Origin of the sequence: Mesorhizobium sp. AR10, from assembly GCF_024746795.1 — a bacterium.
In the GTDB taxonomy this organism is placed as follows: Bacteria; Pseudomonadota; Alphaproteobacteria; order Rhizobiales; family Rhizobiaceae; genus Mesorhizobium.
The window spans coordinates 909548-929079 of the sequence record NZ_CP080524.1; the positions used below are offsets into that span (position 1 = coordinate 909548).

The 19532-nt window shown below is 63.2% G+C and carries 21 protein-coding genes; 15 read left to right on the forward strand and 6 right to left on the reverse strand.

Features of this window, described 5'->3' with window-relative positions; translation table 11 throughout:
• Positions 1–78: 78 nt before the first annotated feature.
• On the reverse strand, positions 79–738 hold the full coding sequence (locus LHFGNBLO_RS07685; protein WP_258609648.1) for a phosphoribosylanthranilate isomerase: 660 nt from the start codon (positions 736–738) through the stop codon (positions 79–81).
• Positions 739–991: 253 nt separating this feature from the next.
• Between LHFGNBLO_RS07685 and LHFGNBLO_RS07690 the strand changes: the two genes are divergently transcribed.
• On the forward strand, positions 992–1915 hold the full coding sequence (locus LHFGNBLO_RS07690; protein ID WP_258605615.1) for a LysR family transcriptional regulator: 924 nt from the start codon (positions 992–994) through the stop codon (positions 1913–1915).
• A 66-nt stretch (positions 1916–1981) separates the two neighbouring features.
• Positions 1982–2200 carry a hypothetical protein gene (locus LHFGNBLO_RS07695; protein ID WP_258605616.1) on the forward strand — a complete coding sequence of 73 codons (219 nt, stop codon included), beginning with the start codon at positions 1982–1984 and terminating at the stop codon, positions 2198–2200.
• 13 nt (positions 2201–2213) lie between these two features.
• Here the strand turns inward: LHFGNBLO_RS07695 and LHFGNBLO_RS07700 are convergent, their stop codons facing one another.
• The 4 genes from LHFGNBLO_RS07700 to LHFGNBLO_RS07715 all read right to left on the reverse strand — a co-directional run bounded on the left by LHFGNBLO_RS07700 (position 2214) and on the right by LHFGNBLO_RS07715 (position 5603).
• Positions 2214–2972, reverse strand: coding sequence for a M48 family metallopeptidase (locus tag LHFGNBLO_RS07700; protein ID WP_258605618.1), 759 nt, complete (start codon positions 2970–2972; stop codon positions 2214–2216).
• Positions 2973–3091: 119 nt separating this feature from the next.
• Positions 3092–3574: a DUF2852 domain-containing protein gene (locus LHFGNBLO_RS07705; RefSeq protein WP_258605620.1), complete on the reverse strand. Its 483-nt coding sequence runs from the start codon at positions 3572–3574 to the stop codon at positions 3092–3094.
• Between the two features lie 117 nt (positions 3575–3691).
• Positions 3692–4834: a benzoate/H(+) symporter BenE family transporter gene (locus LHFGNBLO_RS07710; protein WP_258605621.1), complete on the reverse strand. Its 1143-nt coding sequence runs from the start codon at positions 4832–4834 to the stop codon at positions 3692–3694.
• 4 nt (positions 4835–4838) lie between these two features.
• A complete protein-coding gene (locus LHFGNBLO_RS07715) occupies positions 4839–5603 on the reverse strand; it encodes an alpha/beta hydrolase (RefSeq protein ID WP_258605622.1) in 765 nt (254 codons plus the stop codon).
• A 215-nt stretch (positions 5604–5818) separates the two neighbouring features.
• On the opposite strand from LHFGNBLO_RS07715, the gene infC reads away from it, so the two are divergent.
• From infC to LHFGNBLO_RS07755, 8 genes are all read left to right on the forward strand, one after another.
• Positions 5819–6355 (forward strand): translation initiation factor IF-3, encoded by a 537-nt coding sequence (gene infC, locus LHFGNBLO_RS07720; protein WP_081482097.1) that lies wholly within the window; start codon positions 5819–5821, stop codon positions 6353–6355.
• Positions 6356–6494: 139 nt separating this feature from the next.
• Positions 6495–7121 (forward strand): methyltransferase family protein, encoded by a 627-nt coding sequence (locus LHFGNBLO_RS07725; RefSeq protein WP_258605623.1) that lies wholly within the window; start codon positions 6495–6497, stop codon positions 7119–7121.
• A gap of 280 nt (positions 7122–7401) precedes the next feature.
• Positions 7402–7605 (forward strand): 50S ribosomal protein L35, encoded by a 204-nt coding sequence (rpmI, locus tag LHFGNBLO_RS07730; RefSeq protein ID WP_006201248.1) that lies wholly within the window; start codon positions 7402–7404, stop codon positions 7603–7605.
• A 93-nt stretch (positions 7606–7698) separates the two neighbouring features.
• Positions 7699–8100 (forward strand): 50S ribosomal protein L20, encoded by a 402-nt coding sequence (gene rplT, locus LHFGNBLO_RS07735; protein WP_023672281.1) that lies wholly within the window; start codon positions 7699–7701, stop codon positions 8098–8100.
• 197 nt (positions 8101–8297) lie between these two features.
• Positions 8298–9383: a phenylalanine--tRNA ligase subunit alpha gene (gene pheS / locus LHFGNBLO_RS07740; protein ID WP_258605625.1), complete on the forward strand. Its 1086-nt coding sequence runs from the start codon at positions 8298–8300 to the stop codon at positions 9381–9383.
• Entirely contained in the window at positions 9380–9802 is a 423-nt protein-coding gene (locus LHFGNBLO_RS07745) for a GFA family protein (protein WP_258605627.1), read from the forward strand. The genes pheS and LHFGNBLO_RS07745 overlap by 4 nt, the downstream gene beginning before the upstream one ends.
• Positions 9799–12207 (forward strand): phenylalanine--tRNA ligase subunit beta, encoded by a 2409-nt coding sequence (gene pheT, locus LHFGNBLO_RS07750; RefSeq protein ID WP_258605628.1) that lies wholly within the window; start codon positions 9799–9801, stop codon positions 12205–12207. Before LHFGNBLO_RS07745 ends, pheT begins: the two co-directional genes overlap by 4 nt.
• Before the next feature lie 39 nt (positions 12208–12246).
• Positions 12247–12849, forward strand: a complete 603-nt coding sequence (locus LHFGNBLO_RS07755; protein ID WP_258605630.1) for a nucleotidyltransferase family protein — start codon at positions 12247–12249, stop codon at positions 12847–12849.
• A 245-nt stretch (positions 12850–13094) separates the two neighbouring features.
• On the opposite strand, the gene LHFGNBLO_RS07760 is transcribed toward LHFGNBLO_RS07755, so the two are convergent.
• A complete protein-coding gene (locus LHFGNBLO_RS07760; protein WP_258605632.1) occupies positions 13095–14090 on the reverse strand; it encodes an aldo/keto reductase in 996 nt (331 codons plus the stop codon).
• A gap of 200 nt (positions 14091–14290) precedes the next feature.
• On the opposite strand from LHFGNBLO_RS07760, the gene LHFGNBLO_RS07765 reads away from it, so the two are divergent.
• From LHFGNBLO_RS07765 to LHFGNBLO_RS07785, 5 genes are all read left to right on the forward strand, one after another.
• Entirely contained in the window at positions 14291–15181 is an 891-nt protein-coding gene (locus LHFGNBLO_RS07765) for a LysR family transcriptional regulator (protein ID WP_258605633.1), read from the forward strand.
• A gap of 278 nt (positions 15182–15459) precedes the next feature.
• The gene (locus tag LHFGNBLO_RS07770) at positions 15460–16032 is read left to right on the forward strand and encodes a cytochrome b (RefSeq protein WP_258605634.1); all 573 of its coding nucleotides are present in this window, start codon (positions 15460–15462) and stop codon (positions 16030–16032) included.
• Between the two features lie 69 nt (positions 16033–16101).
• On the forward strand, positions 16102–16677 hold the full coding sequence (locus LHFGNBLO_RS07775; protein WP_258605636.1) for a YceI family protein: 576 nt from the start codon (positions 16102–16104) through the stop codon (positions 16675–16677).
• 130 nt (positions 16678–16807) lie between these two features.
• Positions 16808–17794 (forward strand): Gfo/Idh/MocA family protein, encoded by a 987-nt coding sequence (locus LHFGNBLO_RS07780; RefSeq protein WP_258605638.1) that lies wholly within the window; start codon positions 16808–16810, stop codon positions 17792–17794.
• Positions 17795–17824: 30 nt separating this feature from the next.
• On the forward strand, positions 17825–19483 hold the full coding sequence (locus LHFGNBLO_RS07785; protein WP_258605639.1) for an FAD-binding dehydrogenase: 1659 nt from the start codon (positions 17825–17827) through the stop codon (positions 19481–19483).
• Positions 19484–19532 lie beyond the last annotated feature (49 nt).

Sequence of the window (19532 nt, forward strand, 5' to 3'; positions counted from 1 at the left end):
GTTTATTTAGTTCTTGAGCATGTCCTTATCGGAAAACCGGATTCCACTTTTCCGGGACATGCTCTGTTTGAAGCCCGATCAGGCGGCGCGGTTGTCGCGTGCTGCCCTGACGGCCCGGAAAAACTGTTCGATCAGCGCCGGATCCTTGACGCCCGGCGCGCTTTCCACGCCCGAGGAAATATCTATTCCGGGCGGGTTGGCAAGCCGAAGGGCGTCGCCGATGTTGGCGGCGTTGAGCCCACCGGAAAGCATGTAATCGACGCCGGCGTCAAGGCCGGCAAGGATACGCCAGTCAAAGGCGACGCCGTTGCCGCCCGGCAATTCCGAACCTTTCGGCGGCTTGGCGTCGAACAGGAAACGGTCGGCAATGCCGATGAAGGGTTTTATCCGCTCCAGGTCGGCAGCCTCGCTGACCGACAGCGCCTTCATCACCGGCAGGCCGTAACGGGCCTTGAGCTGCGCCACCCGCTCGGGCGTTTCCGAACCGTGCAACTGCAACATGTCGGGATGCATTTTTGCGACGATCTCGTCCAGAAACGCGTCGCTGGCGTCGACCGTGACGGCGACCGCTGTGGCCTTGCCCTGCGCCGCCTGCCGCAAGCGCCGGGCTTCAGACGGTTCGACATAGCGCGGGCTCTTGGCAAAGAAAATGAAGCCGACATGGCTGGCGCCGCCGGCCAATGCCGCGGCCAATGCCTCGTCGGTCTTCAACCCGCATATCTTGATGTCGAGCGCCATGGCGCGGGGATTGGCACGAAACGGCAAAAGAGTCGAGAACAGCCTGCGAAAGGCGGACCGGATCCGTCGGTAAACTGCCCGATAAAATTCATCGATCGCCTTGCGGCGCTCAATCGCCGCAATCGTTCTGATCCGGTCATAGTCGATCGGTGGCAATCGCCGGGGAGGAGTGGTCATTCGCCCTGATTATCATTTCCTGAAGAGCGCATAATCAGCTAGATTGATGGTTCACTCGTGACTTTGGTTCATGAATATGGCTGCATCAGATGAAATGGCCGCCTTCGTGCGCATCGTGGACGTTGGCTCCTTCGCCAAGGCGGCCGAGGAACTGCGTGTTACGCCGTCGGCGCTGTCGAAGCTGGTGTCGCGTCTCGAAGACCGGCTCGGCGTTCGTCTCTTGACGCGCACCACGCGGCGGTTGGCGCTGACCTCGGAAGGTGCACTCTATCTTGAACGGGCGCGCGACGTGCTGGAGCTCATTGGCCGAACCGAGGACGATGTGTCGTCGACGCGCAGCAGCCCCAAAGGCCTTTTGCGGCTCAATTCCAGCACTGGCTTTGCCAGACAGGCGCTGTTGCACGCGCTGCCGGCTTTTCTGCAGCGTTTTCCCGAAGTCTCGGTGGACCTCTCTCTGACCGACCGGCTCGTCGATCCTGTTGCCGAGCAGGCCGACGTGGTCATACGCGGCAGCCCGGCCGCCGGGTCCGATCTGGTGGTTCGCAAACTGGCGGAAGGGCGCCGATTGATTTGTGCCGCGCCATCCTATCTGCAGCGGGCCGGGACCCCGCTTTCAGCTGCGGAGCTGGCAGGGCACAGCTGCATTGCGCTGTCGGGCCAGCCTTCGCCGACGACCTGGCCAATCGCAACCGAGAACGGCATCGTGCGCTTCCTGCCGAAGGGAAACTTCGCCTGTGACAATGTCGGTATGCTTTTCGATATGGCGATCGAGGGCCATGGCATTGTCCGCCTCGCCGATTTTGTCGTCGGGCAAGCCGTTCGCGGTGGCAGGCTCGTGGAAATTCTGACTGATGTAAATCGCTCGGACACGATTTCGCTGTGGGCCCTGACGCCGAAGGGGCGTTTTCGCGCGCCGCGCATCCAGGCTTTTCTCGAATTCATGGGAGAGTGGCTTGCGCAAAGCGCCAACGCTCAGACAGGTGCGATGCCTGGAACGTGACCCCGTGTTTGCCGCCGAGCTGGAAAGCGCTACCTTCCTTCAGACAACAGGCGGGAGCACAAAACCATGGCAGGTGAAAGCGCTGAGGAACTCAGGCAAAAGATCGCGCAGGCTCGCGAGGTCATCGCCCATCTGATGGACAAGGCCGCCTTCAACGGCGCCGAAGCGCACCGCGCGCTCGACTATTTCGGTGGCGACGCCTTTGAGAGGAACTTTTTGCCGTGGCCACGCCAAGGCGACGAGGGGCTGCGGCCGAGTGAACTCAATGCCAGCAACGACGATTGATCAGGCCCGCCAATTACTCGAACACGATCGCCTGTAGGGCGCCGCCATTGCGCTTCAGCCAGGCCTTGCAGCGTTCGGTGTCGGGGCAAAGCTGCTCGCACAATTTCCAGAATTTCGGACCGTGGTTCATCTCCTTGAGATGCGCCACCTCATGGGCGACGAGGTAGTTTATCACCGGCGCCGGCGCCATCATGATGCGCCAGGAGAACGACAGGCTGCCGTCGGAGGTGCATGATCCCCAGCGGCTCGACGTGTCCTTGAAGCGGATCGCCTTGGGGCGCTTGCCGATCGCGGCGCTGTGTTTGGCCACCAGCCGCTCGATCTCGCGCTTGGCCTCACGCTTGAGGAAATCGGCGATGCGGCGCGGCAGATGCACGCGCTCACCATGGACGATCATCAGCGGGCTGCGCTCGTCGCGCGACAGCGTGACGGTGCCCCGTTTTGACGGATCATGCACGATGCGATGCGGCACGCCGCGCAGTGGGATCTTGATGCCGGGGCGCACCTGCGGCCTTGTGGGCACCTTGGCCAGGCGCTGCTCCAGCCAGTCCTGGTGGCGGTCGAGGAATTTCTCGACCTCGCCGCGGCGCAAGCCCGGCGGCACGGTGATGCGCAGGCCCTGGCCGCCGGAATCGATGCGCAGCGTCAGGCGCCGCGCCCTGTGGCTCTCGACGATCTTGAGCGGCAGCGTGCGACCGGCCACGCTATGCTCGCGCTCAACGACGGGCGCCGGCTTGGGTTTGGTCAGGTTGCGGAAGAAGCCGATGGTCATGGCTGGACGATACGCGATTCGAGGAAAACGACCAGAGGAGCAAACTCGAAAAGAGAACAAAAAAGAAACGGCGTCGCTTGCGCGACGCCGCCTATCATGCCGAGACCTGTCGCAGGGCCTCAGTCGTCAAGCAGGGTCGAACCCTTGCCGCGCTTGGTGGTCGTCGTCGAACCGGTCGACTCGGTTGTCGTCGGCGAGGTCGCCTTGTTGCGGTTGGCCATGAAACGATCGAACTCGTCCTGGTCCTTGGCGCGGCGCAATTCGCGGGCGTACTCGTCGAACTGGGTCAGCATCTCGTCGAGCTTGTTGCGCTCTTCATTGAGACGCTCGAGTTCCTTTTCGCGCCAGTCGTCGAAAGCGACGTTGCCGGTGCGGGCCGAGCCATGGCCCCAGCGCGCGGCCTTGTCGGAACCGCGGCGGCAGCCGGCGAAGATGCCGTCGGTGGCGCGGTTCACGTCGCGCTTGAAGCCGTCAAGCCGGTCGCCCCAGATGATGTAGGCGAGCATGGCGAAGCCGAGCGGCCAGAACACCATGAAGCCAACAACCATCAATGCGATGGTCGCCGGCGTCCAGGCCGGACGGATCAATGCAGATGTGTTCATTTTCTCCCAATCCTTCAGTTGGAGACAGCCAGATACGGCTGCGTGGATTCGAAATGGGAAGGGGAAAACGGCGATTCAAGACAATGTCCGCCAAAACCGGACAAAGGTTTGAAATGATTATCGCTTTTTGAGCATTTCAAGGAAAAGCACGACCATGCCGGCGACCAGCCCCCAGAACGCCGCGCCGACGCCGAACAGCGTCAGCCCTGACGCGGTGACGGCAAAGGTGACGGTGGCGGGCATGCGTTCGCCCTCGTCCTTCAAGGCGATCGACAGCGCGTTGGCGAGCGGTGCCATCAGCGCCAGGCCGGCGACCAGCACGATCAGGCTTTGCGGCAGGACGGCGAAGATCGCCACCAGCGAGGCGCCGAACATGGCGAAGACGAGATAGGCCAGCGCGTAGAAGGGCCCGGTCTTCCAGCGCTCGGCGGGATCGGGATGCACGTCCGGCCCGGTGCAGATCGCCGCCGAGATCGCCGCTAGATTGGTGGTCGAAGCGCCGAACGGCGCCGACAGCAGCGACAACAGGCCGGTGACACCGATCAGCGGGCCGGGTTCGGGGTGGTAGCCGGCGGCGCGCAGCACGGCGAGGCCTGACAGGTTCTGCGAGGCCATGGTGACGAGGTAGAGCGGCAGCGCCAGGCCGATGATCGCGGTCGCCGTGAATTGAGGCATGATCAGCGTCAATGTCGACAGTTCCGGAGTCGGCAAGCCGCCGACGCGACCGGTAAGGAAGGCGGCAAGGCCGCCGCCGATCAGCACCGCCAGCACCGACAATGCTGGATTGAACAGGCGGATGACGAAGAAGGCGGCGATCAGTGGCAGGATCAGCCAGGGGTCGACCGGGATGGTCTTGATCGCGTTGACGGCGAAGCTGACGAGGATGCCGGCCAGCATCCCCGAAGCGACCGAGGCCGGTATCCTGGCGATCAGTCGCGTCAGCGGCCCGAACAGGCCGGTGGCGATCAGCAGCAGCGCGGTGACGATGAAGGCGCCGACCGCTTCCCCCATCGAAAAGCCGCTCGATGCCGCGATCAGCGCCAGGCCAGGCGTCGACCAGGCGGTGATGACGGGCATTTTCGTGCGCCAGGACAGCCACAGGCACTCGATCGTCATCGCCAGGCAGAGCGCCGTCACCCAGCTCGCCGTTTCGACCTGCGTCGCACCGACCGCCTTGGCCGCCGCAATGACGACGGCCAGCGTGCCGCCAAAACCGACAATCGCCGCGACGAAGGCGGAGATGGGGATGGAAATGCGCATTTTTCTATCCTGCCTGCCGCGCCATGGCCCCCACCGACCGCAGCAGCATGTCGAGATCCTGTGGTCGCGATAGGCGGTGGTCGCCCTCGGGAATGAGCGACAGCGTGACATCGTCGGCCGGCAGCAGGCCGACCAGCTTCAGCGCATGGCTTGCCGGCACGTCGGCGTCGGCCAGGCCTTGCAGGATGTGGACGGGGCAGTGGGTGTCGATCGGCCCGGTCATCACCCGGTTGTTGCGGCCATCCTCGATCAGCGCGCGCGTGTAGATGTAGGGCTCGGCGGAATAGTCCGACGGCTCCTCGAAGAAGCCCTTCTCCGCGAGGTCGCGCTTCTGCGCTTCGGTCAGCGCCGGTTCGACCAGCTCGGCGGTGAAATCCGGCGCCGGCGCCAGAAGCACCAGACCGGCAATGCGATCCTCGCCGGCCTTGCGCAATTCCTGCACCATGCGCAACGCGATCCATGCGCCCATCGAGGAGCCGACCAGGATCTGCCTGCCTTGCGTGAAATGACGAAAAACGGCCAGGCTTTGCGCGAGCCATTTCGAGATGGTGCCGTCGGCAAAGGCGCCGCCCGATTCGCCATGGCCGGAATAGTCGTGGCGCAGGAAGGCGCGGCCTTCCCGACCTGCCCATTCCGCCAGCGTCTGCGCCTTTGTGCCCAGCATGTCGGATTTATAGCCGCCGAGCCAGACGATGCCGGGCGCGGCACCCGCCGTCTGCCTGACGGCGATGCTCGTTCCCTCGACATCCAGAAAAACCGGGGTGGTCATGGCTAGCTCCCTCTCGCCGGTCTTTTGGCACGGCCAGGGGGCTCGCGAAAAGTGCTTGGCGCGTTTCTTTGCTTGGCGCAGCCGAAGGTGACGGACGCAGGGTGATTTCCTGTGAACGCTGTGCTATTGACTCCGACCGCGCGCTCACCACATTGGCGCGTCCACAGATATGAACTGAAGAACCCTGAACGAAACGGCTCAAGGAGACCACGACCATTCGCAGACCTTTCAAAGCAGCGGCGCCCACCAAGGATGGCCCGCGCTCCAACCGTGACATCCGGGTTCCCCGGGTCCAGCTAATCGACGCCGAAGGCCAGAACCGCGGCGATGTCTCCATCAACGACGCATTGCTGCTCGCCGAAGAGGCCGGGCTCGATCTGGTCGAGATATCACCCAATGCGGTGCCGCCCGTCGTAAAAATCCTCGATCTCGGCAAGCTGAAATACGCCAACCAGAAGAAGGCGGCCGAGGCGCGCAAGAACCAGAAGGTCATCGAGATCAAGGAGATCAAGATGCGCCCGAACATCGACAGCCACGACTACGAGACGAAGATGAAGGCCGTGCGGCGCTTCTTCGAGGAAGGCGACAAGGTCAAGCTGACGTTGCGCTTCCGCGGCCGCGAGATGGCGCATATGGAACTCGGCATGCAGCTTCTGAACAAGGTTCGCGAGGAAGTGGCGCCCATCGCCAAGGTCGAAGCCGAACCGAAGCTAGAGGGCCGCCAGATGATGATGGTGCTGGCGCCCCGCTAGATTGCGATAAGTTCAGCGTGGTGATCGCGCGATAAATCCGCCTTGATCATATTCCACGGCGTCCCGGCGATCGGCGGGACGCCTGTCTTGTCCAGATGCTGCGATCGCCGGCAAAGCTTTTCGACGATCGGATTCCGGCATGGTCAATGAAGTCAAGTATGCGCTGGGCAGCTACCAGCACACGCGCAGGATGGTGCTTGCCGTTCTCGTCGTCGTCCTGTTCGCTGGACTGCTGTTCGGGCAATCTGCCTTTCCGCCCGATACTCCGGTGCATGAAACGATCGAAATGGTCGGTGTTCTCTTGATCTTTCTCGGCATTGTCGGGCGCCTGTGGTCGACGCTCTATATCGGCGGCCGCAAATCCTCCGAGGTGGTTACCGGCGGACCTTATTCGATCACCCGCAACCCGCTCTATGTCTTCTCGACGGTTGCCGCCGCAGGCGTCGGCGCGCAGATCGGCTCTATTACCGCCACGATCGGCTTTGCGGTGCTGTGCGCGGGCGCCTTTTACATTGTCATCCTGCGCGAGGAGAAATTCCTGAAGGAAGCCCTCGGCGCCCCATACCGGGCCTATCTGGCGAAAGTGCCGCGCTTCTTCCCGAAGCTGTCACTTTACCAGGAAGGCGATACCGGCAGCTTCAAGCCGCGCCTGCTGTTGACCACTTTGCTGGACGGCCTGGTGTTCCTGGTGGCGCTTCCGGTCTTCGAAACAATCGACGGCGCTCAACAGTCGGGCATTCTGCCGGTGCTGTTCCGGCTACCGTAAAGGCACGGTCGGGCTCGGACAGAGCGTCGCATCCCCTGAGGTGTTGCACAGCCGCCGGCTTTAACGTATAGCACCGCCGTTCTACGCATCGGCCGAAAATCGCTTTCTTGATTTTCGGGTAAACACGATGCGCAGATTCAAAGATTTAGAGCGTCCTTTCGGCGCTCTAATGAAAACCGCCCGGCAGGGCATGCCGTGGCGGTTTCATTTGCTTTTCGGGCTTTGGTCGGCCTGAAGCGAACAAAAAGCGCGATCGTGCGCACATAAACGGAGTAGCAAAATGCCCAAGATGAAGACCAAGTCGGCCGCCAAGAAGCGGTTCAAGATCACAGGTACGGGTAAAGTCCTGTCGGCTGCGGCCGGCAAGCGTCACGGCATGATCAAGCGTTCCAACAAGTTCATTCGAAATGCCCGCGGCACGATGGTTCTGGCTGAACCGGATGGCAAGAAGGTCATCAAGAATTTTCTGCCGAACGGCCTCTAAGGCATTCGGTCCGGACACGCATTTGTTTTACGCAATTCCGAACGGAAAACCGCTAGGCACTTTTCCTGGAATTGCTTTTAAGGAGATCATGACATGGCACGCGTAAAAAGAGGCGTCACCTCGCACGCCAAGCACAAGAAGGTCCTGAAAGCCGCCAAGGGTTTCTACGGCCGTCGCAAGAACACCATCCGCATCGCCAAGCAGGCGGTGGAAAAGTCGATGCAGTATGCGTATCGCGACCGCAAGAACCGCAAGCGCTCGTTCCGCGCGCTGTGGATCCAGCGCATCAATGCCGCGACCCACGAACATGGCCTGACCTATGGCCGCTTCATCGACGGCCTCAACAAGTCGGGCATCGAGATCGATCGCAAGATCCTGTCGGACATGGCTATCCACGAGCCGCAGGCGTTCGCTGCCCTGGTGGCCAAGGCCAAGGTCGCGCTCGAATATCTGAAGAACACCACGCCGAACGCTTTTGAAAGCGCTGTCGCTTAAGACCAGCGCTTCCCAAGCATTCGAAATTCTGATTTGGGGAACCCGCGCTGGCACGGCTGGCGCGGGTTTTTCTTATGCCTAGAGCGGTTCATCGTTTAACGGAAACGCCGAACCGCTCCCTGTCTTTGTTTTTACGCAATTCCGGACGGAAAACCGTTTCACACTTTTCCTGGAATTGCTCTGATCGGGTCTGGAACATGAGTGACATGGAAACTCTCGAAAATTCCCTGATGGCCGACATCGCGTCGGCCGCCGACGAGGCGTCGATCGAGGCTGTGCGCGTTTCGGCCCTCGGCAAGAAGGGCTCCGTCTCCGAGATGCTGAAGACGCTCGGTTCGATGACGGCCGACGAGCGCCAGATCAAAGGCCCGGCGATCAATGGCCTCAAGAACCGCGTCACCGAGGCGCTTTCAATGCGCAAGGCCGAGCTGAAGGACGTGGCGATCTCGGCCCGTCTTGCCGCCGAGAAGGTCGATGTGACGCTGCCGGTGCGGCAGTCGCCGGCCGAGCGCGGCCGCATCCACCCGATCAGCCAGGTCATCGACGAGATCGCCGCGATCTTCGGCGACCTCGGTTTCGCCATTGCCGAAGGGCCGGATATCGAGACCGACTACTACAATTTCACCGCGCTGAACTTCCCTGAGGGGCATCCGGCGCGCGAGATGCACGACACGTTCTTCTTCCAGCCGGACGAGAAGGGCGAGCGAAAGCTTTTGCGCACCCACACCTCGCCGGTGCAGATCCGCACCATGGAGACGCAGAAGCCGCCGATCCGCATCGTCATCCCCGGCAAGACCTATCGTCAGGATTCCGATGCCACCCACTCGCCGATGTTCCATCAGGTCGAGGGGCTGGTGATCGACAAGTCGGCCAACGTCGCCAACATGAAGTGGGTGCTGGAAGAGTTCTGCAAGGCCTTCTTCGAGGTGCCACAGGTCAAGATGCGCTTCCGCCCGTCCTTCTTCCCGTTCACCGAGCCCAGCCTCGAGGTCGACATCCAGTGCGACCGTTCGCGGCCGGGCGAGGTGCGCTTCGGCGAAGGCTCCGACTGGATGGAGATCCTCGGCTGCGGCATGGTGCACCCCAATGTGCTGCGCCATGGCGGGCTCGATCCCGATGAATACCAGGGCTTTGCCTGGGGCATGGGCATCGATCGCATCGCCATGCTGAAATACGGCATGCCGGACCTGCGCGCCTTCTTCGACGCCGACGTGCGCTGGCTGTCGCATTACGGTTTCAGGCCGCTCGACATGCCGACGCTGTTCGGCGGCTTGAGCACATGACAGCGCCACACGCTGGCGGCTGCCGCTGCGGCGCCGTGCGGTTCGAGGCTTCGGCCGAACCGCACCACATCAGCTATTGCCATTGCGGCGATTGCCGGCGGGCCAGCGGCGCGCCGGTGTCGGCCTTTGTCGGCTTCCTGACCGAGCAGGTGGCTTTCACCGGCAAGGCGCTGAAGATGTTCGAGAACGGGCCGGTGACACGCTCGTTCTGCGGCATCTGCGGCTCGCCGATCGCCTATGTCGACGAGCGGCTGGAAGACCACATCTACTTCATGCTCGGCGCCATGGACATGCCGGCCGACTTCGAGCCGACGCTGCATGCCTATGTCAGCGAGCAACTGCCCTTCCTGCATATGTCCGACGACTTGCCGAGACACGTGAAAACAAGCGTCAAAAGACCACACGGAACAGAACCATGAAATTCACCCTCTCCTGGCTCAAGGATCACCTCGAGACCGACGCTTCGCTCAACGAGATCGTCGAGCGGCTGACCTCGATCGGCCTCGAAGTCGAGCATGTCGACGACAAGACGAGCCTGAAGCCCTTCGTCATCGCCAAGGTGTTGACGGCGGTGCAGCACCCGGACGCCGACCGGCTGCGCGTGCTGACGGTCGATACCGGTGACGGCAAGGCCCCGGTGCAGGTCGTCTGCGGCGCGCCCAATGCCCGAGCCGGCCTGATCGGCGCCTTTGCCGCGCCCGGCACCTATGTTCCCGGCATCGACGTGACGCTGACGGTCGGCAAGATCCGCGGCGTCGAAAGCCATGGCATGATGTGTTCCGAGCGCGAGCTCGAACTTTCCGACGAGCACAACGGCATCATCGACCTGCCGGCCGATGCGCCGGTCGGCACCAGCTTTGCCGCCTATGCGCATCTCGACGACCCGGTGATCGAGATCAATCTGACGCCGAACCGGCCGGACGCGACCAGCGTCTACGGCATTGCCAGGGATCTGGCGGCGAGCGGGCTTGGCACGCTGAAAAGCGCGCCGATCGAAGCGATATCAGGTCAGGGCGAGACGCCGGTGAAGGTTACGATCGAAGCGCCGGAGCTTTGCCCGGGCTTCGCGCTACGGCTGGTGCGCGGCGTCAAGAACGGACCGTCGCCGAAATGGCTGCAGCAAAGGCTGATCGCCATTGGCCTTCGGCCAATCAGCGCGCTGGTCGACATCACCAACTACGTCACCTTCGACCGCGGCCGGCCGCTGCATGTATTCGATGCGAAGAAGGTCGCCGGCAACCTCACCGTGCGGCGGGCGCGTGACGGCGAAAAGGTGCAGGCGCTCGACGGCCGCGAATACACGCTGACACCTGAGATGTGCGTCATCGCAGACGACGATGGCGTCGAATCCGTTGCCGGCGTCATGGGCGGCGAGCATTCCGGCTGCGACGATGCTACCACCGACGTGCTGATCGAATCCGCGCTTTGGGACCCGATCGCCACGGCCCGCACCGGCCGGACGCTCGGCATCATCACCGATGCCCGCTATCGCTTCGAGCGCGGCGTCGACCCCGAATTCATGGTTCCCGGCGTCGAACTGGCGACGAAACTGGTGCTCGATTTCTGCGGCGGCACGCCTACTCAGACCGAAGTCGTCGGCTATGCCGGCCACACGCCCAAGATCGTTTCCTTCCCGCTCTCGGAAGTGAAGCGGCTGACAGGCATCGAAGTACCGAAGGCGGAAAGTCTCGATATCCTGTCGCGCCTCGGCTTCAAGCCGGAAGGCTCGGGCGATGTCGTCAATGTCGCGGTTCCCTCATGGCGTCCGGACGTCGACGGCAAGGCCGATCTGGTTGAAGAGGTGATGCGCATCCATGGCGTCGACAACATCGTGCCGCAGCCGCTTGGCGCCCATGACGCGGTCAATTCCAGGATCCTGACCACGCTGCAGGTCCGCACCCGCACGGCAAAACGTGCGCTCGCAGTGCGCGGCATGATGGAGGCCGTCACCTGGTCGTTCATTCCGGCAAAACACGCCGAACTGTTCGGCGGTGGCCAGACCGCACTGAAGCTTGCCAATCCGATCGCCGCCGACATGTCCGATATGCGGCCATCGCTGCTGCCGGGGCTGATGGCGGCCGCGCAGCGCAATGCCGACAAGGGCATTGGCGATGTGGCGCTGTTCGAAGTTTCGGGCACCTATGAGGGCGATGGCGCCGACCAGCAGCGGCGGGTTGCCGCCGGCGTGCGGCGCGGCACGGCCAAGCTCGACGGCTCCGGCCGCAACTGGGCCGGCAATGCAGGGCCGGTCGGCGTGTTCGACGCCAAGGCCGATGCGATCGCCGCACTGGAAGCCTGCGGTGCGCCGGTCGAGCGGCTGCAGATCGAGGCCGGCGGCCCGGACTGGTATCATCCCGGCCGTTCCGGCACGATCAAGCTCGGGCCGAAAACCGTGCTCGGCACGTTCGGCGAATTCCACCCGAAGACGCTGGAGGGGCTGGATGTCTCCGGCCCGCTCTGCGGCTTCGAGGTCTTTGTCGATGCCGTGCCCGAGCCGAAGGCCAAGCCGACGAAAACCAAGCCGAAGCTGGAGCTGTCCGCCTTCCAGGCGGTGAAGCGCGATTTTGCTTTCGTCGTCGACAAAGCGGTCGAGGCCAGCACGCTGGTTCGTGCCGCCCTTGCATCCGACAAGAAGCTGATCACCGGCGTCTCGGTCTTCGACATTTTCGAGGGCGCGTCGCTTGGCGAGGGCAAGAAATCGATTGCCATCGAGGTGTCGATCCAGCCGGTCGAGAAGACGCTGACCGACGAGGATTTCGAGGCGCTGGCGAAGCGCATCATCGAGAATGTCGGCAAGCAGACCGGCGGCGTGCTGCGCGGCTAAGGGATTGCGGACAGGTGGCGAATCGCCCTCCAAAGGGCGATGGACCATTTGCGCTATTCAGGGTTGTCGTTCGAAGCACAACGCGCGGTGTTTCTCGACATCGTGTCGCAAGAGCCGCTGATCCGTGAGGCGCTTGGGCGGGCACGCAGCCTTGCCCTGCCTGACTGGCTGGTCGTTTCTGGGGCGCTCTACAACAGCGTCTGGAATTATCTGACCGGGAAACCGTCGGGCTACGGCATCAGGGATGTCGACCTGTTCTATTTCGATGACAGCGACCTGTCCTATGAAGCCGAGGACAGTGTGATTGCCCGCGCTGCCCCAGTCTTCGCCAACCTGCCGCTGCCGGTCGAGCTGCGCAACCAGGCGCGGGTGCATCTGTGGTATCCGGCCAAGTTCGGACGACCCTGCCCCCGGTATACGAGCTCCAGTCACTCGCTCCGTTTCTTCGCCTCGCGGACCCACGCGGTTGGCGTCCGCTTCGACATGGATGGGCAGCTTGACCTGGTGGCGCCCTACGGTCTCGATGACATCTTCTCGTTTCGCATCACCCCGAACCGGGTGCTGGACAACCAGCAGACGCACGAGACCAAGGGCGCGCGTGCCCGAGAGAACTGGCCGGAGATCACGGTGGTGCCTTGGTGACCTCACCCTCCCTCTTTTGGGGGTAAGCAGCCGGTTCGCCGTAGGCGAATTCATCGTGCCAGTGGCACGATGAAAGGCCAGCGAACGCCGGGACGCTGCGAAGCAGCGGGGACCCGGCTGGGCTCGCCAGTTGTCAGCCCGGCCCTTCGCAGGCTAAGGGCGTTCGAAGTTCGAAAAGCCAAGCAATTGGCTTTTCGCCCGCTACGCGGACCACTTCTCACCCCCACAAGGGGGAGGGTGAAGGCCTAGCCATTCACCAGCGCCAGTCCTGCTTCGGTGTAGCGCTTGCCGGTGACCTTTTCCGGTGACAGGGCGTCGCCTATGGCGGCCACCTCCGTTTCGCTCAGCGCAATATTTGCCGCTGCCGCATTCTGCTCGAGATGGCTAATCTTGCGGGCGCCTGGGATCGGCACGATGAAATCGCCCTGATGCAGCACCCAGGCCAGCGCCAGCTGGGCCGACGTCACGCCCTTCTCCGCCGCCAGCTTTTCCAGCACGGCGATGATGGCCGCATTGGCCGCCATGGCGTCGGCCTGGAAGCGTGGCAAGGTGCGGCGCCAGTCGTCGGCCCCCAGCGCCTCAGGCTTGGCGATGGTGCCGGTGAGCAGGCCGCGACCGAGCGGGCTGTACGGGACAAAACCGATGCCGAGTTCGCGGCAGACGGCAAACACGTCGTCTTCCGGATCGCGGCTCCACAGCGAGTATTCGCTCTGCACGGCTGATATCGGATGCACGGCATGGGCCCGGCGGATGGTCGCAGCACTGGCCTCCGACAGGCCGAGCGCGCGCACCTTGCCCTCGCGCACCAGTTCGGCCATGGCGCCGACGGTGTCCTCGATCGGCACATTGGGGTCGACACGGTGCTGGTAGTAGAGGTCGATCACCTCGGTGCCCAGCCGTTTCAGCGACGCCTCGGCAACCGCCTTGACGTGTTCGGGACGGCTGTCGACGCCGGCCATGCGCTCGATGCCGCTGCCTTCCTCCAGGATCTTGAAGCCGAATTTGGTCGCGATCGTCACTTTATCACGTGCAGATTTCAGCGCCTTGCCGAGCAGGATCTCGTTCTCGTAGGGGCCATAGACTTCGGCCGTGTCGAAGAAGTTGACGCCGATGTCGACGGCGCGGCGCAGCGTGGCGATCGCGTCGGCCTCCGCCTGGCCGCCATAGACAAAGCTCATCCCCATGCAGCCGAGACCGACTGGGTAGACATCAAGTTCTTTTCCTAGCTTGCGGGTTTGCATCACGCGTCTCCTTGTTGTGATGCTTAAAGCGCCTCGCCACGCGCTTTAAGACTTTGTTTTGTGCATGTCGTTGCGTTTTGTGCATGTCGTTGCCCCAAAACCGCTGCGCACTTTTGGGCGACATGCATTAGGAAATAGCGCCTTGTGCCTCGCTCGATAATCGGCTCTCATTTGCACGGGCTGTTCTAAAAGATAGATCAATGAACCGAACTCACCTCTCACAGCTTGCGGTGCTGGCAACCGTCGCCCAGTGCGGCAGCTTTCGCGGCGCGGCCAGGGAACTGGCCATTGCGCCGTCGGCGGTCAGCCATGCGGTGTCCAGTCTGGAGGCACGCCTGGGTGTTCGCCTCTTGGCGCGCAGCACGCGCAGCGTCGCTCCGACCGAAGCGGGTGCGCAGTTGCTGGAGCGGCTGCGGCCGGCGCTGTCGGAGATCGATCTGGCGCTGGAATCGGCGGTCGAAGCGCGCGACCGGCCGGCCGGCAATCTACGGCTGACCGTGCCGCGCACCGCGGCCCATCTGGCGCTGACGCCGCGGCTAGGCGCCTTTGCATCAGCCTATCCTGATATCGTGCTGGAGATCGTCATCGAAGATCGTTTCACCGATGTGGTCGAAGGCGGCTTCGACGCCGGCGTGCGGCTGGGCGAAAGCCTGCAGCGCGACATGATCGCGGTGCGCATCGGGCCTAATCTTCGCGGCGCCGTGGTCGGGGCGCCCGCCTATTTCGCGACCATGCCCAAACCGCAGCATCCGCATGATCTTGCCGATCACCGCTGCATCCGATTCCGCTTCTCCAGCGGCATCCTCTACCGCTGGGAATTCGAGAAGGACGGCGAGGAGATCGAGTTCGCGGCTCAAGGCCCGCTGATCCTCGACGAGGACCATCTCGTAGCCAGGGCGGCGATTGATGGCGCCGGGCTGGCCTTCGTGTTCGAGGATTACGTGCACGATGCCATTCGAGACGGCAGACTTGTGCGGGTGATGGAGGACTGGTGCCCGTCCTTCGACGGCTTCTTCGTCTACTACCCAAGCCGCCGCCAGATGCGTCCGGCACTGCGCGCCTTTGTCGATTTCTTCAAGGTGAGTTGGTAGGGCACGCTTGGCGGAGGAGCGGCAAGGGGGGGACAATCGCAATAGGCGGCGCCAGCCCCCCACTCCGCCCGCTGCGCGGCCACCTCTCCCCCATGTCCATGGGGGAGAGGAAACCCAAGCCTTTCAAGGCCGCGACTTCGGCGATTGGCATTTCCTCTCCCCCTCGAATGTGGGGGAGAGGTGGCTCGGCGAAGCCGAGACGGAGTGGGGGAGCGCCATATGCGATTTTCCCCTGCGAGGGGGTGGAAGAAACCCGGCCGCGCCAGCGTTCACCGTTCATGTCTGCATCAATCACCAACAGCACCACCCGCTATGGCTGGGCGGCGATCGTCCTTCACTGGGCGATCGCAATAATCTTCATCGGCCAGTTCGCGCTTGGCTTCGTCATGGTGCGGCTCACCAGCCAGCGCACCGCCTTCGAGCTGATCCAGCTGCACAAATCCTTCGGCTTTCTGCTGCTCGGCCTGGTGATCCTGCGCATCGCCTGGCGTCTGGGCAATGCGGCGCCGGCGCTGCCGCGCTCGGTCGGAGCCTTGGAGCGCCGGACAGCACCGATCGCCCATTTTGCGCTTTACGCGTTTCAGTTGGCTCTGCCTCTGTCCGGTTGGGCGCTCGTCTCGGTCTCGATGCTCGAAATCCCGAGCATGCCGTTCAACCTGTTCGTCATGCCCAACCTGCCGCTCGGCCTATCGGACGCGGCAGAAAGCTTCTGGACGGCGGCGCACTGGTATCTCGCCTATGCCGGCATCGGACTTGTCGCCTTGCATCTGGTGGCGGCGCTGCGCCATCATTTCTGGCTGAAGGATGCGGTACTGACGCGCATGATCACACCTTCGTCAGATCCGGAATAGAGCGGGCGGCTCATTCGTTTGTGGGGGAGGACGCAAAGAGCGTTGCCTCCAAAACAAAGGATCAGCCCCATGTACGCGCGCATCCTCGGATCTGCGGCGATCGCCGTTTGCCTTGCCATGCCTGTCTTCGCAGCGGTGGACCTCGGCGACGCCGCCGGCAGCTACACGATCAACCCGGCCAGCTCCAGCATCCGCTTCTCCATCGGCAAGGCCGGCGGCGGCGGTCTCGATGGCGCTTTCGCCCGCTTCAAGGGCAGCATCCGCATCGACAACAGCGATGTCGGCCGCTCACAGGTCAACTTCACCATCTTTCCCGAAAGCGTCGGCACCGGCCAGAGCCGCATCGATGCGTTCCTTCGCTCCGACGCGGTATTCGACAGCGCCAACCACCCGGAAATCCAGTTCCGCTCCACCAGCGTGAAACGCACCAGCGATACAACGGCCCTGGTCACCGGACGGCTAACGGCGCGCGGCAAGACGTTTGCCGAAAAATTCACCGCCGAGCTCGGCGGTCTCAAGGCCGGCACGATAAAATTCCACGTCACCGGCAAGGTGCTGCGGTCACGCTACGGCATGGATGTCGGCACGCCGATCTATTCGAACATCGTCGACTTCGACATGACGCTGACCGGCAAGCGCGGCTGATTCCGGCTTCTTGTTTGAGCATGATCTTCCGAAAACCGGTTCCCACTTTTCGGGATCATGCTCCCGCATTGGCTTTTCCATCGATTTCGGGCAAACCTCGACGCCTGCAATCTAGAGATGGAGAAGCCTGATGTTCCGATGGGGTGTTTTGTCGACGGCCAAGATCGGCCGCGAGCAGCTTCTGCCCGCAATCGTCGAGGCCGAGAACGGCGTGCTGTCGGCGATCGCCAGCCGCGATCTGTCGAAGGCCCGAGCACTGGCCGACCGTTTCGGCGCGCACCATGCCTTCGGCTCCTATGAGGAATTGCTTGCTTCCAAGGAGGTCGACGGCGTCTACATCCCGCTGCCGACCTCGCAGCATGTCGAATGGACGGCCAAGGCGATCGAGGCCGGCAAGCATGTGCTGGTCGAAAAGCCGCTGGCGCTCGACGCCAAGGACATTTTGCCGCTGATCAAGCTGCGCGAGGCCAGGAAGGTGCTGGTCTGCGAGGCCTTCATGGTCATCTACCACCCGCAATGGATCAAGGTGCGTGACCTCATCGCCGGCGGCGCTATCGGCCGGCTGCGCCATGTGCAAGGCGCGTTCTCCTACTACAATGTCGACCCCAAGAACATGCGCAACCAGCTCGACCTCGGCGGCGGCGCACTGCCCGACATCGGCGTCTATCCGACGGTGTCGACACGCTTTTCGACCGGCAAGGAGCCACTGCGCGTGCAGGCGACGATCGAGCGCGACAAGACATTCGGCACCGACATCTATTCCTCGATCCGCGCCGATTTCGGCGACTTCGAACTGTCCTTCTACCTGTCGACGCAGATGGCGGCGCGGCAGGTGATGGTGTTCCACGGCGAGAAAGGCTTCATCGAAGTGTTCTCGCCGTTCAACGCCGGGCTTTACGACCATCATCGAGTCGAATTGCACAACCAGAACCACACCGAGGCGCAAGTGTTCCGCTTCCCCGGAACGCAGCAGTACCGGCTGGAGGTCGAGACCTTCGCGCGGGCAGCAGAAGGCGGCAAGGAGCGCGTCTTCACGCTGGAAGAGTCCGTGCTCAACCAGAAGGTGATCGATGCCATCTTCCGCGCCGGCGGCAAGGACGGCTGGGAAAAGGTCTGACCATTTCTGTCAAAGCCGGGGGGAGCAAAAATGGCTGACGATGCGGACGTGATCATTGTCGGCGCCGGCCTGGCCGGCCTCGTCGCTGCGGCGGAGCTGGCCGAGGCGGGCAAGAAGACCATCATCGTCGACCAGGAGCCGGAGCAATCGCTCGGCGGCCAGGCATTCTGGTCGTTCGGCGGCCTTTTCCTCGTCGATTCGCCCGAGCAGCGGCGCATGCGCATCCGCGATTCGCATGAGCTGGCGCTCGAAGACTGGATGGGCACCGCCGCCTTCGACCGCCCGGAGGATTTCTGGCCACGCCGCTGGGCCGAGGCCTATGTCGGCTTCGCCGCCGGCGAGAAGCGCTCCTGGCTCATGCAACGCGGCCTGAAATTCTTTCCCGTGGTCGGCTGGGCGGAGCGCGGCGGCGGCAATGCCGTCGGCCACGGCAATTCGGTGCCACGCTTCCACGTTACCTGGGGCACTGGACCGGGCGTGCTCGAACCGTTCGTCAAGCGCGTGCGCGAAGCGGAGAAACAAGGGCTGATCCGCTTCAAATTCCGCCACCGGGTCAACGAACTGGTCCGCACCGGCGCTGTCGTCACCGGGGTGCGCGGCGACATATTGCAACCGAGCTCTATCGAGCGCGGCCAAAAAAGCTCGCGCGACGTCGCTGGCGATTTCGAACTCAAGGCGCGAGCGGTGATCGTCGCCTCCGGCGGCATCGGCGCCAATCCCGAGCTGGTTCGGAAAAACTGGCCGCAGCGGCTGGGCGCGCCGCCCAAACGCATGATCACCGGCGTTCCAGATCATGTCGACGGCCGCATGCTGGCGGTCACGGAGGCGGCCGGCGGCAACCTCATCAACCGCGACCGCATGTGGCACTATGTGGAGGGCATCAAGAACTGGGCGCCGATCTGGACCGACCATGCGATCCGCATCCTGCCCGGCCCGTCGTCGCTGTGGCTCGACGCGCGTGGCAAACGCCTGCCGGTGCCGCTCTATCCCGGCTTCGATACGCTGGGCACGCTCAGCCACATCATGGCTACAGGCTTCGACTATTCCTGGTTCATCCTGACCAAAAAGATCATCCAGAAGGAGTTCGCGTTGTCGGGCTCCGAGCAGAACCCCGATTTGACCGGCAAGAGCTGGCGCCAGGTGATCGGCCGCGCCACGTCAGGCATTCCCGGTCCGGTGAAGGCCTTCATGGAGAAGGGCGAGGATTTCATCGTCGAGGCCGAACTGCCGGCGCTGGTTGCCCGCATGAACGCACTGGCCGGCGGCGAGCCGCTGCTTGAGCTCGCCCAGGTCGGACGCGAGATCCGCGCCCGCGACCGGCAGCTCGACAATCCGTTCTCCAAGGACATGCAGATCACCGCCCTGCGCGGCGCGCGCGCCTATCTCGGCGACCGGCTGATCCGCACGGCAAAGCCGCACAAGATGCTCGATCCCGCGAATGGGCCGCTGATCGCGGTCCGGCTCAACATCCTGACGCGCAAGACGTTGGGCGGCCTGCAGACCGATCTCGACAGCCGCGTGCTGGGCGCCGATGGTCAGCCGATCGAAGGGCTGTATGCGGTAGGCGAAGTCGCCGGTTTCGGCGGCGGCGGCGTGCATGGTTATGCAGCGCTGGAAGGCACGTTTCTCGGCGGCTGCATTTTTTCCGGCCGCAGCGCCGGTCGGGCAGCGGCCGCCGCGGTTGGCTGAGAGGGAGAACGGCGCCTGCATCGGGCTTGCGGACGCCATTCCAGAAAAT